This is a genomic window from Shewanella sp. 8A, assembly GCF_023475945.1.
Taxonomy (GTDB): domain Bacteria; phylum Pseudomonadota; class Gammaproteobacteria; order Enterobacterales; family Shewanellaceae; genus Shewanella; species Shewanella xiamenensis.
This window is the reverse complement of sequence record NZ_JAMDJP010000023.1, coordinates 1-14,132: the sequence shown is the minus strand read 5'-3', so window position 1 is coordinate 14,132 and position 14,132 is coordinate 1. Positions and strand designations below refer to the sequence as shown.

The window sequence follows — 14,132 nt, the reverse complement described above, 5'->3', positions numbered from 1 at the left end:
CGCCCTCTTTGTGCCTCGGGCGACGGCCATACGAGGCACATTAATGCTCGAGCGTTAAAATTGTTTTTGGAGAAGATTGACATGTCAAGAGTATGCCAAGTTACTGGCAAGAAGCCGATGGTTGGTAACAACCGTTCGCACGCAAAAAACGCGACCCGTCGTCGTTTTTTACCTAACCTACAAAACCACCGTTTTTGGTTAGAAGAAGAAAAACGTTTCGTACAGTTACGTGTATCTACTAAAGGTATCCGTCTGATCGATAAGAAAGGTATTGAAGTTGTTGTTGCTGAACTTCGTGCCCGTGGCGAGAAGGTGTAATAGATCATGGCTAAAGCTAAAGGTAATCGTGAGAAGATCAAATTAGTTTCTACAGCTAAAACTGGTCACTTCTACACAACTGAAAAAAACAAGCGTAACATGCCAGAAAAAATGGAAATCAAAAAATTTGATCCAGTTATTCGTCAGCACGTTATCTACAAAGAAGCAAAAATCAAGTAATCCTTGTTTAGTGTTTCGAGAAAAGCCCCTTATCTAAGGGGCTTTTTTTTTGGCTTTTCGTCATCAAGATGAGATAAATCTGTCCCATATTTGGCGAGTGCGACTAAATCATATTTGGTTAAAAAAATGTAATCATTTATCAAAAGTGCAATTTTTTGAAAATATAAGCACTTTGTTGTATTAAAACTGCATTTTAATGAGAATAAATTCTTTATTGGTGAATTAAAATGCAATACTATACGCGGGTTTTCGTTATTCACTCCTGGTAAGCCATTTTGGGGTTACCAGCTTAAATATGAGGTGTAAACAACGCGTGCGTACCACTGAACTGGTTGATGGATTTCGTCATTCTGCCCCTTACGTTAATGCCCATAGAGGGAAAACCTTTGTGGTGATGTTGGGTGGCGAGGCTTTAGCACAAAATCAATTTCGCGGCATTTTGAATGACGTGGCGTTATTACACAGTTTAGGCATTAAAGTGGTGTTGGTGTATGGCGCGAGGCCGCAAATCGATGCAGCGTTAGCCGCCAATGGGATTGAACCCGCCTACCACGAAGGTGTACGTATCACGGATGAAGACTCACTCAAAGTCATTAAGCAAGTCGCGGGTGCATTACAGTTTGATATTACCGCGCGTTTATCGATGAGTTTAAGCAATACGCCGATGCAAGGTGCGCAAATTAACTTAGTCAGCGGTAACTTTGTGATTGCTCAGCCACTGGGCGTCGATAATGGTGTGGATTTTTGTCTAAGCGGCAAAGTGCGCCGTATTGATACTCAAGGGCTTAAGCGTCAGCTCGATAACCACTGTATCGTGTTGATGGGGCCGATTGCCGCATCCGTCACTGGCGAAAGCTTTAACCTCACGGCTGAAGAGATTGCTACTCAGGTTGCTATCAAGCTGAAGGCCGACAAGATGATTGGCTTTAGTTCGCAAAACGGCATCCTCGATCGCAATGGCGATGTGATTGCCGAATTAATGCCAAATGATGCGCAAAATATTCTGACTAAGCTTGCTGAGCAAGGTTCTGCCTGTGTGGGCACGATGGCTTTCCTCAAGGCAAGTATTGATGCGTGCCGTAATGGGGTGCCCCGTTGTCATTTGGTTAGCTATCTTGATGATGGTGCCTTGCTGCAGGAGTTGTTCTCCCGCGAAGGCATAGGCACGCAAATCGTGACAGAAAGCGCTGAGCGCCTGCGCCGCGCATCGATTAGCGATATTGGCGGCATATTGAATTTAATCCGTCCTCTGGAAGAGCAAGGCATTTTAGTGCGCCGAAGCCGTGAGCAGCTTGAGATTGAGATCGAGCAGTTTATGTTGATTGAGCGAGACGGCTTAGTGATTGGCTGCGCGGCTCTGTATCCGTTCGAGGAGGATAACGCCGGTGAGTTTGCCTGCTTGGTGGTACATCCAGATTATCGCGATGCGGATAGGGGCAGTCTGCTGCTGAAAAACATCATAGGTCAGGCGCGTCATCGGGGTTATTCCCGTTTATTTGCCTTGACTACCCGCAGCATTCACTGGTTCTTAGAGCATGGCTTTGTGATTGAAGATGTTGATGCATTGCCGCAGAAGAAAAAGCAGCTGTATAACTATCAGCGCCGCTCTAAAATTCTCGCCCTTGATCTGTAAGCTTTTTACGCTTGATAAGATGCCAGCCTAGCGCTGGCATTTTTGTTGACATAATATGTCTTTGTTGGCAGATTAAGCTTTTCTTCCTTAAGGACTGCCCACCATGGTGACTCAGTTTTTCTCCCTCGCACCTCTGACTCAAACTTCAATTTTAAGCTTTATTATCTTGTTGTTAGGTTTAGCTGGCGTACTGTGGATGTTGTGGGTTAAACCTATGCCGAAAGTGGCTAAATCGGCGAGCTTAGGCATCTTGTTAGTGATGATTGGCGGATTTTCTTGGGTGTTTTATCAATCCCATAATGCTGAAATCGCGTTAACCGACACCAAGCTAAAACTCGATATTCCCTTCTATAAAGTGCAATTAGCGCGTTCCGAACTGTTAGTCGAGCAGGCGCGTCTTATCAACTTGAAGCAGGAGGCGGATTTGGCACCCAGCTTTAAAACCAATGGTATAGGTATGCCAGGGTATCAACTTGGCTGGTTTAATTTGAAGGGGAAGGGCAAGGCATTTGTGGCAGTGACGGATAAATCCGAGCTAGTGTTAGTGCCAACGACACGAGGCTACAATCTGCTCTTGTCTGTGCCCGAGGGCGAGAAGTTTTTAGCCCAGTTACAAAAGTAGGCGGTTAAGTTATACGCTCACTTAACCATGACCGACTTTTGTGACTGTGGGCTACGGCGTGATGTTATCGCGCCGTTTTTCGTTTATAAGCCATATCGAAGGTGAACACCAACAGGGCGCTCCAGATAAAGCCAAAGGTGATGCTCTTCTCGGCATCGAAGGGTTCATTGAATAAGGTAACCGCGAGGATAAACATAATACTCGGGCCGATATATTGGAAAAAGCCGAGCATAGACAATGGAATACGTACCGCTGCACCAGCAAAACACAATAGTGGAATCGTGGTAACAATCCCGGCTGCCATCAACAATAAATTAAGGTGCCAATCGTTGGTGAGCATATTCGCCGTGGCGCTATCTAAGGTTGCGACCAGATAAACCAATGCGACCGGAAGTAGGATGGCGGTTTCGACTAGCAGACCCGATTTAGCATCCACGTTGACCTTTTTACGCAGCAGAGCATATACCCCGAAGGTGCCCGCTAAGGCGAGGGATACAATAGGGATCGAGCCGAATGAGACTAATTGGATCAGCACGCCAGCACTCGCCAGCGCGACGGCAAACCATTGCAACTTACGTAATCTTTCCCCTAAAAACAGCATGCCGAGCAGCACATTGAGTAATGGGTTAATAAAATAGCCTAGGCTAGCATCGAGCATATGATCATTATTCACTGCCCAGATAAAAATCAACCAGTTGGCTGCAATTAATAGGGAGGTGATGGTGAGCACGAGTAGCTGTTTTGGCTGTTTAAACAACTGGCGCAGTTTTCCAAAACCGCCAATAAACAGCATGATGATCACCATAAATACAAATGACCAGATCACCCGATGCAGTAAAATTTCGGTCGCCGAAACATGGTGGAGTAGTTTGAAATATAAGGGCGCAAATCCCCACATACAGTAAGCACTGACGGCAAGTAGGATCCCTTTGCGGTATTCGGTATCAGGCATGAGACATCTTCGAAGGACAACAGGACGGCGATTGTAGGAGGCTATGGGAATTGACTCAAGGTGTGTACAACCGCCTTTTTCGTTACAGGATGTCTCTAATGCCGAGTGCTCAACAAAAAGAAGAGGGGAAACAGCTGAATAATCAAGGTGTTTCCCTTTTGTTTATTGATGTTGAATGCGGTAAATCAATCTTGAAAAAACGATGGGTGACAAGGGACTAGCCCACCATATAAGTGCCAGTGCCGAAGGCGATATGGGTTCCTTGCTCATTGTGTAACTCCATTCGGCAGACCGAGACGCGATTGCCAGCTCGGATCACACTGCCGGTGCCAGTGAAAATCTGTCCACGCCCGGGGCGCAGGTAATCGACACGCATATCAATAGTGCCTAAGGTTTGCAGTCGTTGTTGTAACTCTTCAACCGTCCAATCATCACGGCTAGCGACCAGTCCTGCAAAGGCGGTGAGCCCTCCTACGACATCAAGCACTGTGGCGGTGACACCACCGTGGAGAATTTGTTGATGAATATTGCCAATGAGCTCTGGCTTCATATTGATCACCACTTCAACGCCATCTATGTCGTATCGCTTGATATCCAGACCCAATAAATTATGAAACGGCACGTGCTGGTCAAACACTTCGGCAACACGTTTGAGTACTTCGGCTTGAATTGGGGTTGTCATGCTGTTCGTCCTTGTAGGCTGTAGGGCTTCTTAGAATAGGGTCGAAGCGTGCGCAATGGCATTCGACTTAGAGCAATTAATCTACCGCTAAGCCTATGCCTAATGCAACTTAAGCCGCTGTGCAGGCAAATCGTCTTAGGTGTTGTGATGAGCTGTGGATGTAGGCTAAACCTATTATCTGATTGTTGGCGTGGGCCAGTTTGGGCAAGATGGCGCAAGACAGGAGCGATTCTGTCCTTTAGAATAGGCGCCCTTACTTTTTAGCTAGAAGATCCATGGAAACTCAGTTACTCGACATACATGATGATCCGCTGTCTCAACGCCTGGCGCAGGTGTTTGGTTACCGTGACTTTAGGGACGGTCAGCGCGAGGTTATCGAACGTGTATGCAGTGGTGAGGACTGCCTGGTGATCATGCCCACCGGCGGCGGTAAGAGTCTGTGTTACCAGTTGCCCGCACTGCTGATGTCTGGCATCACTATCGTGGTTTCACCACTGATTTCATTGATGAAAGATCAGGTCGACAGCCTGTTGCAGACGGGGGTTAATGCCGCTTATTTAAACTCATCGCAGCCGCGGGAGCAGAGTGTAGAGGTGCTTAGGCAGTTGCATCGCGGTGAGCTCAAACTGCTTTATGTGTCTCCTGAACGCTTACTTACTGGCGATTTTATCGAGCGCATGCGCTCCTTGCCGCTGTCGATGTTTGCTATTGACGAGGCGCACTGCATCAGCCAGTGGGGGCATGATTTTCGACCCGAATATGCCGCCCTTGGGCAGTTAAAGCAGCTTTTTCCCCATGTGCCTATGATGGCGCTCACCGCCACCGCGGATCAGGCGACGCGACAAAATATTTGTGAGCGCCTAGGGATTAATCCCTTTAGATTACTATCGAGTTTCGATCGGCCCAATATTCGCTATACGGTTGCCGAAAAGCTCAATGCCGCGAATCAATTACGACAGTTTTTACTGCAACAAAATGGCAGTAGCGGCATAGTCTACTGTAGCAGTCGACGCCGCGTGGATGAGGTGGCAGAAAGGCTCACCCTGCAAGGGTTTCATGCTAAGGCTTACCATGCGGGCATGACGGCAGAAGAGCGCGGCGAAGTGCAGGATAGCTTCCTTAAAGATCAAATAGATATTGTCGTTGCGACCGTCGCCTTTGGTATGGGGATTAACAAATCCAACGTGCGCTTTGTGGTGCATTACGATATCCCTAAGAGTATCGAAGCCTATTATCAAGAAACTGGCCGAGCGGGCCGTGATGGACTCGAGGCCGAAGCCTTTATGTTGTTCGATCCTGCCGATATTGGGCGAGTGCGCCATCTTATCGAGCAATCGGAGCCAGGGCCGCAGCAGCAGGTAGATTTCCATAAACTCAATACCATGGCCGCCTTTGCCGAGGCGCAAACCTGTCGGCGCCAAGTGCTGTTGCATTACTTCGATGAAAGCGCATTAGAACCCTGTGGTAACTGTGATATTTGTCTTGACCCGCCTAAGCGTTATAACGGCACCGAAGATGCGCAGAAGGTGCTTTCTTGTATTTATCGACTCGGACAACGCTTTGGTATTAATCATTTGATTGAAGTGTTGCGTGGCTCCAAGGGCGCCGCGATTGTTGATCGTGGCCACGATAAACTCAGCACATGGGGGATTGGTAAAGATAAGAGCCATGAATATTGGTTGAGTGTTATTCGCCAACTGATCCATTTGGGCTTAGCGAGTCAAGATATTACTCGAGGCTCGTCCATTACTTTAAATCCTTCGGCAAGGCCAATATTGAAGGGAGAGGTGGCGTTGATGTTGGCTGAGCCGCGAATTCAACTCACCAGCATAAAGCGTAAAACGACACAGTCGAGAGTGCCGCTTAACTATGATCGCAAGTTATTTGCCCGCCTTAAAACACTGCGCCGCACCATTGCCGAAGAGCAGGATGTGCCGCCTTATCTGGTGTTTAACGATGCTACTTTAGCGGAAATGGCGGCTATGATGCCGACAAGCCCTGGGGAAATGCTGGCAGTTAATGGCGTGGGGGAGCGTAAACTCAGTCGATTTGGCGGTGAGTTCCTCGACGAAATAGCCGCTTATTTAGCGGGGGAGTAGTCGTTTTGTGTATCGGTCACCTTGAGTTTGCTGAGTTGATTGATATTGGCACGTTTCACTAAAGAATCCAAAGTATCAAACTGTTGCATCACTGCAATCCCGATATTGACCTTGCTTGATCCTTGTGATGTTTGAATTGTGGGCGTTAATTGGTTGACGACTCGTTGTGCGCCGCGGGCGGAGGTGTAAGGTAGCACTATCACAATTTCATCCATCGAATACCGTAATAGTATGTCTTGCTCACGGAGTTTATCTTGTAATTTATCGATCAAGGTTGGCAGATCGACTTGGCGAATTTGGCTAGCATTAAAAAGTAATAATGTCAGTGGATAAGCGCCCTGTTTGGCACTATGCAGGGTGAGCTCAAGCTGCTGAATAGGTGCAAGGCGCTTGGATTTGGTGTCAGGTGATGGGGCGTGTTTATTTTGCTTATCAATAAAGTACCAAATGGCGCCACCTAAGAGTGTCATGCTCACTAAAAACAAGGTGCTAAAGGCCCAATCTACATTCAGCTCATCCAGTAAGGTGGGATTGCTCTGTGGATCATCTGCGCTGAGTTGCTGTAATCCCTGCTGATTTAATCTGGCTTTAAACTGCAAAATTCGCATGTTGTTTATTGATTCGTTAGCCAGTTCTGCGGCATCGAAGCGCTTTTGTAAAAATTCGTAGGCGAGTTTGTAGTTATCTTGAGTGTGGTAATAATCACTCAATATACCATAAAACCATTTAAGATCAGTGTATTGCTTAAGCGTTTCGCCTTGTTCAATGGCAGAGTGCATGAGTGTTAGCGCTGCTTCATCCCTATGTTGTGCAAATCGTACTTGAGCGAGTAAACGAGTCGAACGCATCATGGCAACCTGTTGCTTTTGCTGCTTAAAAGTGTTCATTGCAATGGAGATATACTCTTCGGCTGTATCAATTTTGCCTTTATCAAGAGAAATTGAAGCCAGAATGGCATAGCTGTAGGCGAGTTCAAGTGGGGAGCCTATTTCTGGTAGTAAAGTTTTGGCTTGTTTTTCTAGTTGATCACTGTATTCACGCTCACCATTATCTAGTGCAATCCGCGCGGCATTGCTCAGCAGTACATGCCGGACTTTTCCTTGGGCATCAGCACTTTTTAATGCCAATCTAGTGTAATACATGGCTTGGGGTAAATCTTCGGTGGCATAGAGTAAGCTCCCCATCGCAGCATAGACATAACCCTCTGGCGGCCAGACCCAATTTTGCGTTTGAGTATGGATATCGGGATAGATATCAATAGCGATGCGTAAATCTTCAATTGCGGAGGAAAAATTCTCCGTATTGGTATCCAGTTGCCCTCTTAAGCGGAGTGCATCGATAAGGGCTTGTGGCTGCTGGTAGCGTCTAGCAAGAGTAATTGCGGAGTCCAGTATGGGTAATGCATCTTTAATATTGTCGTAATTTAGATAGGCATCGGCCTGACAATTCAAAAAATAGGGGCGTGCTTGATCTAACTTAAGCTGTTTAGCATGGGCTTCACCCATTTGCGCAAGATTAATCGCCGCTTCATTTTCACCGAGTTGTAACAGGTTTTGACACTTCAATATACTGAGGCGAAGTTTATCAATATTGCTGGTATTATCAGTTTGTTGCTGCTTTTCTAATGCGGTAATTTGTGCCAAAGCCTTGGTTGGATACTGATAAACTTCCGATGTCAATTTATCTAACTGCTCATTAGCGCAAGCCCATAATGGCACAAGCCACAATAATAGGCTCAGCGCTAAGACGCGAAAATCCATTTTTTGCTCCATACCGTGCATTTATTCTAGTATCCGTAACTTCGGGCGAGGATTATAACGTGTCTCAGGTTATTTTTGCATAAAAAATGATTTTTTTGTTAAAAGTTTGAGGTGCAGCATTTAATTTATTTATCTTGTATTGCAAGGGATTAACAATACAACCTTGAGACAAACATATCTGTTTCTGCCATTTTGCAGCAGATATATTAAGGAACATGAAAAAAATTGGGGTTGACACATTTAGCCAAGCAAGTTAAATATTAACCAAAGCAATATTCAATCAACAGAATAAATATTTAATTTAAATGAATAGAATTAGCAGCAAACTCGACCTCCTCCTTCTCTCTCTCGCGCCACAAACGCGGAGGTCTTAGTGTTGCTCGCTCGATAGATAGGCAAAACACTCATAAACCCCGCACCGATGTTGCGGGGTTTTTTGTATCTGAATACAGCAAAAGTTAAATAATGAACGGTGACGTTCCATGGAGAAACCCGATGTCTAACAGAGTCATTATATTTGATACCACCTTACGTGATGGCGAGCAGGCGTTAGCGGCAAGCTTGTCGGTCAAAGAAAAGTTACAGATCGCCATGGCGCTGGAACGTCTCGGTGTGGATGTGATGGAGGTCGGGTTTCCCGTATCTTCCCCCGGCGATTTTGAGTCGGTGCAAACCATTGCTCGCACCATTAAAAATAGCCGAGTGTGCGCATTATCCCGCGCCTTGGAAAAAGATATTGATGCCGCCGCTCAAGCATTATCGGTGGCTGATCAGTTCCGCATTCATACGTTTATCTCCACCTCGACCATCCATGTTGAGAGCAAATTAAAACGTTCATTCGAGCAAGTGTTGGAAATGGCGGTCGGTGCAGTGAAATATGCCCGTCGTTTTACCGATGATGTTGAATTTTCATGCGAAGATGCGGGGCGTACGCCGATTGATAATTTGTGCCGTATGGTGGAAGCGGCGATTCATGCGGGGGCTCGCACTATCAATATCCCAGATACCGTGGGTTACACAGTGCCAAGCGAGTTTGGTGGCATTATTCAAACCCTGTTTAATCGCGTACCGAATATCGACCAAGCCATTATTTCGGTTCACTGCCACGATGACTTAGGTCTGTCGGTCGCCAATTCGATTACTGCTGTGCAGCATGGCGCGCGCCAAATCGAATGTACCATGAATGGGATTGGTGAGCGTGCGGGTAACTGTTCTTTAGAAGAGATCGCCATGATCTTAGCGACCCGTAAGAACCTGCTAGGGTTTGAAACGGGGATCAATGCGAAGGAAATTCACCGAACCTCAAATTTAGTCAGCCAGTTGTGCAATATGCCAATCCAGTCGAATAAGGCGATTGTTGGCGCTAATGCCTTTACCCATTCGTCGGGGATTCACCAAGATGGCATGTTAAAAGCGCAAAACACTTATGAAATTATGACGCCAGAGAGCATCGGCCTGAATCGTAACAATCTGAATATGACCTCGCGCTCCGGCCGCCATGTGATTAAGCATCGCATGGAGGAAATGGGCTACAGCGAGCAGGATTACAACTTGGATGCCCTGTATGAACAGTTTTTAAAATTGGCGGATAAAAAGGGCCAAGTCTTCGATTATGACTTAGAAGCCTTAGCCTTTATGGAGACACAAGCCGCAGAAGATAACTTCTACCAATTACAGCAATTGGTGGTGCAATCTGATTCAACCGAAGGCGTGGCCACGGCAACGGTGCGTATTGATGTCGGCGGTGAGATTAAAACTGAGGCCGCTACAGGCAATGGCCCTGTTGATGCTGCCTATAATGCTATCGCCCGCGCGACTGACCGCCGTATCGATATCATCAGCTACAAATTGGGGGCTAAGGGCGTAGGACAAAATGCGCTCGGCCAAGTTGATATTACCGCGGTTTACCATGAGCAAAATTTCCACGGTGTCGGGTTAGCGACCGACGTGGTTGAGGCATCAGCCCGTGCATTAGTGCACGTGATGAACCTGACATGCCGCGCCGATAAGGTTGCAGATTACAAACAGAATATGCATAAAAACAAAGAGCTGGGCGGCGTATAGCCAAGGCAATATCGAGCATAAAGTTTTCACATTGAAGGAGTGAACGGGCGTATGAGTTATCAAATTGCAGTATTAGCCGGGGATGGCATTGGGCCTGAAGTGATGGCCGAGGCGCGTAAGGTGTTAAAAGCGGTTGAGGCACGTTTTGGTCTTAATATTGAATACACTGAATATGATGTTGGCGGTATCGCCATCGACAATCATGGTTGTCCATTGCCAGAGGCAACACTGAAAGGCTGTGAAGCGGCCGATGCCATTCTATTTGGCTCTGTCGGTGGCCCCAAATGGGAAAAACTGCCGCCCAATGATCAGCCCGAGCGCGGTGCATTGTTACCGCTACGGGGTCACTTCGAACTGTTTTGTAACCTACGCCCCGCTAAATTGCATGATGGTTTAGAGCATATGTCACCGCTGCGCAGCGATATTTCTGCCCGGGGTTTTGATGTCTTGTGTGTACGTGAGTTAACGGGTGGGATCTACTTCGGAAAGCCTAAGGGGCGCCAAGGTGAAGGTGAGAGCGAAGAAGCCTTCGATACCATGCGTTACAGCCGCCGTGAAATTAGCCGTATTGCGCGCATTGCCTTTGAAGCCGCTCGCGGACGCCGTAAAAAAGTCACTTCGGTCGATAAGGCAAACGTATTGGCTTGCTCGGTATTGTGGCGCCAAGTGGTTGAAGAAGTGGCGGTCGATTTTCCCGACGTTGAGCTGGAACATATCTATATCGACAACGCGACCATGCAGTTGCTGCGCCGCCCCGATGAGTTTGACGTTATGCTGTGTTCTAACTTGTTTGGCGACATTTTATCGGATGAAATCGCCATGCTGACGGGTTCTATGGGCTTGTTGTCTTCGGCGAGCATGAATAGCACTGGCTTTGGTTTGTTTGAACCCGCAGGTGGCAGTGCGCCGGATATCGCAGGTAAAGGTATTGCTAATCCGATTGCACAAATTCTGTCGGCGGCACTGATGCTGCGCCACAGCTTAAAGCAAGAAGAGGCGGCAAGTGCGATTGAACGTGCTGTGACTAAGGCGCTGAATTCTGGCTATTTAACCGGTGAGCTATTAAGTAGCGACCAACGCCATAAGGCTAAATCGACGGTCGAAATGGGCAACTTTATCGCCGATGCGGTTAAGGCAGGTGTGTAATGACTAATCCTTCAATATCAAGCGCTCCGAAAACCCTGTATCAAAAGGTGTGGGATGCTCACGTTGTAGCAACTCCCGAGGGTGAAGCACCGATCATTTATGTTGACAGACACTTAGTCCATGAAGTGACATCTCCCCAAGCTTTTAGTGGCTTAAAAGTGGCTGGGCGTAAGTTACGCGCCCCAGAAAAAACCTTCGCGACCATGGATCACAACACCTCGACTCGCAGCGCCAGTCTTGATGCCTTAAGCCCGATGGCGCGCACTCAGGTCGAGACCTTGGCGCAAAACTGTAAAGACTTCGGCGTACGCTTATATGATATTCACCATCCTAATCAAGGGATTGTGCATGTGATGGGGCCTGAGCTTGGGATTACCTTACCCGGCACTGTGATCGTCTGTGGTGATTCTCACACCGCGACCCACGGCGCCTTTGGCGCCTTGGCCTTCGGTATCGGCACTTCCGAGGTGGAGCATGTGTTGGCGACCCAGACTCTGCGCCAATTAAAAGCCAAGACCATGAAAATCGAAGTCCGCGGTCAGGTCACCGATGGCGTAACGGCTAAAGATATCGTACTGGCGATTATCGGTAAGATTGGGATGGATGGCGGCACTGGCTATGTGGTTGAGTTTTGTGGTGAGGCGATTGAAGCGCTGTCGATGGAAGGGCGCATGACTGTCTGCAATATGGCGATTGAAATGGGCGCTAAGGCGGGGATGGTTGCGCCGGATCAAACTACCTTCGATTACCTAGAAGGTCGTGAATTTGCACCGAAGGGCGAAGATTGGGTGCGGGCGGTCACTGAGTGGAAAACACTGAAAACCGATGTTGGCGCTGAGTTTGATGCCACCGTGGTGTTGGATGCTGCCGATATCGCGCCGCAGCTCACGTGGGGTACTAACCCTGGACAAGTCGTTGCCATCGATGCGCCAGTGCCTAATCCTGCCGATGAGGTGAATCCAACGATTCGCGCTAGCATGGAAAAAGCACTGGACTATATCGGCTTAACTGCTGGTACGCCAATGACAGATGTGGCGATCAATAAGGTCTTTATCGGATCTTGCACTAACTCGCGGATTGAAGATTTACGCAGCGCAGCGAAGCATGCCAAAGGGCGCAAAGTGGCTGCGGGGGTTACGGCAATCGTAGTACCGGGTTCTGGCCAAGTGAAGGCACAGGCCGAGGCCGAAGGCTTAGATAAAATCTTTATCGAGGCCGGATTCGAATGGCGTTTACCGGGCTGCTCTATGTGTTTGGCGATGAACGATGACAGATTAGAGGCGGGTGATCGCTGCGCCTCGACCAGCAACCGTAACTTCGAAGGGCGCCAAGGCCGTGGTAGTCGCACGCACTTGGTGAGTCCGGCGATGGCTGCGGCGGCGGCGATTGCTGGGCATTTTGTCGATATCCGTAAACCTTACTAACCGTCATCCCAACAGGAGAAGTTAATGCAACCTTTTACTTGCCATACAGGGCTTGCGGTGATGATCGACAGCGCCAATATCGATACCGATCAAATTATCCCGAAGCAATTTTTATCTAAGGTGACGCGCGATGGATTCGGCGTGCACCTATTTCACGATTGGCGTTATCTCGATGATGCGGGAGATGTGCCTAATCCTGATTTCACTCTAAACAAACCTCGCTATAGCGGCGCCTCGATTCTGCTGGCGCAGGAAAACTTTGGCTGTGGTTCTAGCCGTGAACACGCCCCGTGGGCATTGGCGGATTTTGGCCTGCGCGCCATTATCGCCCCGAGCTTTGCCGATATTTTTTATGGAAACTCCATCAATAACGGTTTACTGCCGGTGAAGCTTAGCGCGAATGAAGTGCGTCAGTTAATGGATGAGGTGGCGAGCGAAGAAGGTGCACAAATCACCGTCGACTTAACCACTTGTAAGGTGACATCGCCTTCGGGGGCTGAGTTTAGCTTTACACTGGCTGAGTCAGCGCGACATAAATTGCTGAATGGGTTAGATGCCATTGGATTGACCTTATCCCACGGGACGCAGATTAGTGAATACGAATCACAAATCCCAAGTTGGCGACGCTGAGCTATTCGGCGAACACTTGTACCTTAATAGATGTTAATCTTAAACGCCTAGTTCGAAAACTAGGCGTTTTTATTATTTCTGCTTAAGCGGCTAAATGTAATTTATTGTATTTATTAGTTTAAAGTGAAGGGTGACTTTCCTGTATGGTAAGGAAAATGATCGATAGTGATTTGTGCTGAATTTTTATGAACAAAATGGCTTACAAGTGTTTAGGAGTTTTATTTTGTTTAATGTGTTGTTTTTTAAGTTAATTTAACTCTTGTGGTGCTTGCCTTGAAAATGCTTTCAGCAAATCTATCTTTGGAAATACACTGATTATTCTTGTTTTAAAAGTGATTTGCCTCACTAAAAATATTGATTAGATTGTTTTGGCTAGTTTTTTTATCTGTTTTATTCTCGCTTGTTGCAAACATCTTCTGCATCAGTAAACTGCCGACCATTCAATATGGAGTGTTTGCTCTATTTTGTGTGAGCGCCATTGTGATCCCGTGAATGGCACAAGATAACAATAACCTAGATTCTACGTCAGTACTTCAAAAAGCATAATCAAAGCCTTGATAAATATGCATTCCTTCGAAATTCAGCTTTCACCCATTGGGTGAAAGAAAAGTGCTCAAAAATA

12 protein-coding genes are annotated in these 14,132 nt (G+C 47.3%); 9 read left to right on the top strand and 3 right to left on the bottom strand.

From position 1 onward, the window contains the following. The first annotated feature begins 81 nt into the window (after positions 1-81). From rpmB to M0413_RS16305, 4 genes are all read left to right on the top strand, one after another. Positions 82-318: a 50S ribosomal protein L28 gene (gene rpmB, locus M0413_RS16320; protein WP_006079870.1), complete on the top strand. Its 237-nt coding sequence runs from the start codon at positions 82-84 to the stop codon at positions 316-318. 6 nt (positions 319-324) lie between these two features. Continuing rightward, positions 325-498 (top strand): 50S ribosomal protein L33, encoded by a 174-nt coding sequence (gene rpmG / locus M0413_RS16315; protein ID WP_006079871.1) that lies wholly within the window; start codon positions 325-327, stop codon positions 496-498. A 313-nt stretch (positions 499-811) separates the two neighbouring features. Continuing rightward, a complete protein-coding gene (gene argA, locus M0413_RS16310) occupies positions 812-2,131 on the top strand; it encodes an amino-acid N-acetyltransferase (protein WP_055647679.1) in 1,320 nt (439 codons plus the stop codon). A gap of 103 nt (positions 2,132-2,234) precedes the next feature. Next, positions 2,235-2,753, top strand: a complete 519-nt coding sequence (locus M0413_RS16305; protein ID WP_249554911.1) for a PH domain-containing protein — start codon at positions 2,235-2,237, stop codon at positions 2,751-2,753. Between the two features lie 64 nt (positions 2,754-2,817). On the opposite strand, the gene rarD is transcribed toward M0413_RS16305, so the two are convergent. Further along, positions 2,818-3,705 (bottom strand): EamA family transporter RarD, encoded by an 888-nt coding sequence (gene rarD, locus M0413_RS16300; RefSeq protein WP_249554909.1) that lies wholly within the window; start codon positions 3,703-3,705, stop codon positions 2,818-2,820. A gap of 217 nt (positions 3,706-3,922) precedes the next feature. After that, positions 3,923-4,387: a thioesterase family protein gene (locus M0413_RS16295; RefSeq protein ID WP_037422889.1), complete on the bottom strand. Its 465-nt coding sequence runs from the start codon at positions 4,385-4,387 to the stop codon at positions 3,923-3,925. A gap of 275 nt (positions 4,388-4,662) precedes the next feature. Between M0413_RS16295 and recQ the strand changes: the two genes are divergently transcribed. Then, a complete protein-coding gene (recQ, locus tag M0413_RS16290) occupies positions 4,663-6,486 on the top strand; it encodes a DNA helicase RecQ (RefSeq protein ID WP_249554907.1) in 1,824 nt (607 codons plus the stop codon). Here the strand turns inward: recQ and M0413_RS16285 are convergent. Next, the gene (locus M0413_RS16285; protein ID WP_088586581.1) at positions 6,468-8,246 is read right to left on the bottom strand and encodes a diguanylate cyclase domain-containing protein; all 1,779 of its coding nucleotides are present in this window, start codon (positions 8,244-8,246) and stop codon (positions 6,468-6,470) included. The two genes, recQ and M0413_RS16285, sit on opposite strands and share 19 nt — an antisense overlap. Before the next feature lie 495 nt (positions 8,247-8,741). Here M0413_RS16285 and leuA point away from each other — a divergent pair, with 495 nt between their 5' ends. From leuA to leuD, 4 genes are read left to right on the top strand one after another with little or no spacing between them, the layout of a single operon-like run. Beyond that, entirely contained in the window at positions 8,742-10,310 is a 1,569-nt protein-coding gene (gene leuA, locus M0413_RS16280; protein ID WP_047534488.1) for a 2-isopropylmalate synthase, read from the top strand. A 51-nt stretch (positions 10,311-10,361) separates the two neighbouring features. After that, positions 10,362-11,456: a 3-isopropylmalate dehydrogenase gene (gene leuB / locus M0413_RS16275; protein ID WP_047534490.1), complete on the top strand. Its 1,095-nt coding sequence runs from the start codon at positions 10,362-10,364 to the stop codon at positions 11,454-11,456. Continuing rightward, positions 11,456-12,880 carry a 3-isopropylmalate dehydratase large subunit gene (gene leuC, locus M0413_RS16270; RefSeq protein WP_249554905.1) on the top strand — a complete coding sequence of 475 codons (1,425 nt, stop codon included), beginning with the start codon at positions 11,456-11,458 and terminating at the stop codon, positions 12,878-12,880. The genes leuB and leuC overlap by 1 nt, the downstream gene beginning before the upstream one ends. A 24-nt stretch (positions 12,881-12,904) precedes the next feature. Next, positions 12,905-13,510, top strand: coding sequence for a 3-isopropylmalate dehydratase small subunit (gene leuD, locus M0413_RS16265; protein ID WP_203432606.1), 606 nt, complete (start codon positions 12,905-12,907; stop codon positions 13,508-13,510). Positions 13,511-14,132 lie beyond the last annotated feature (622 nt).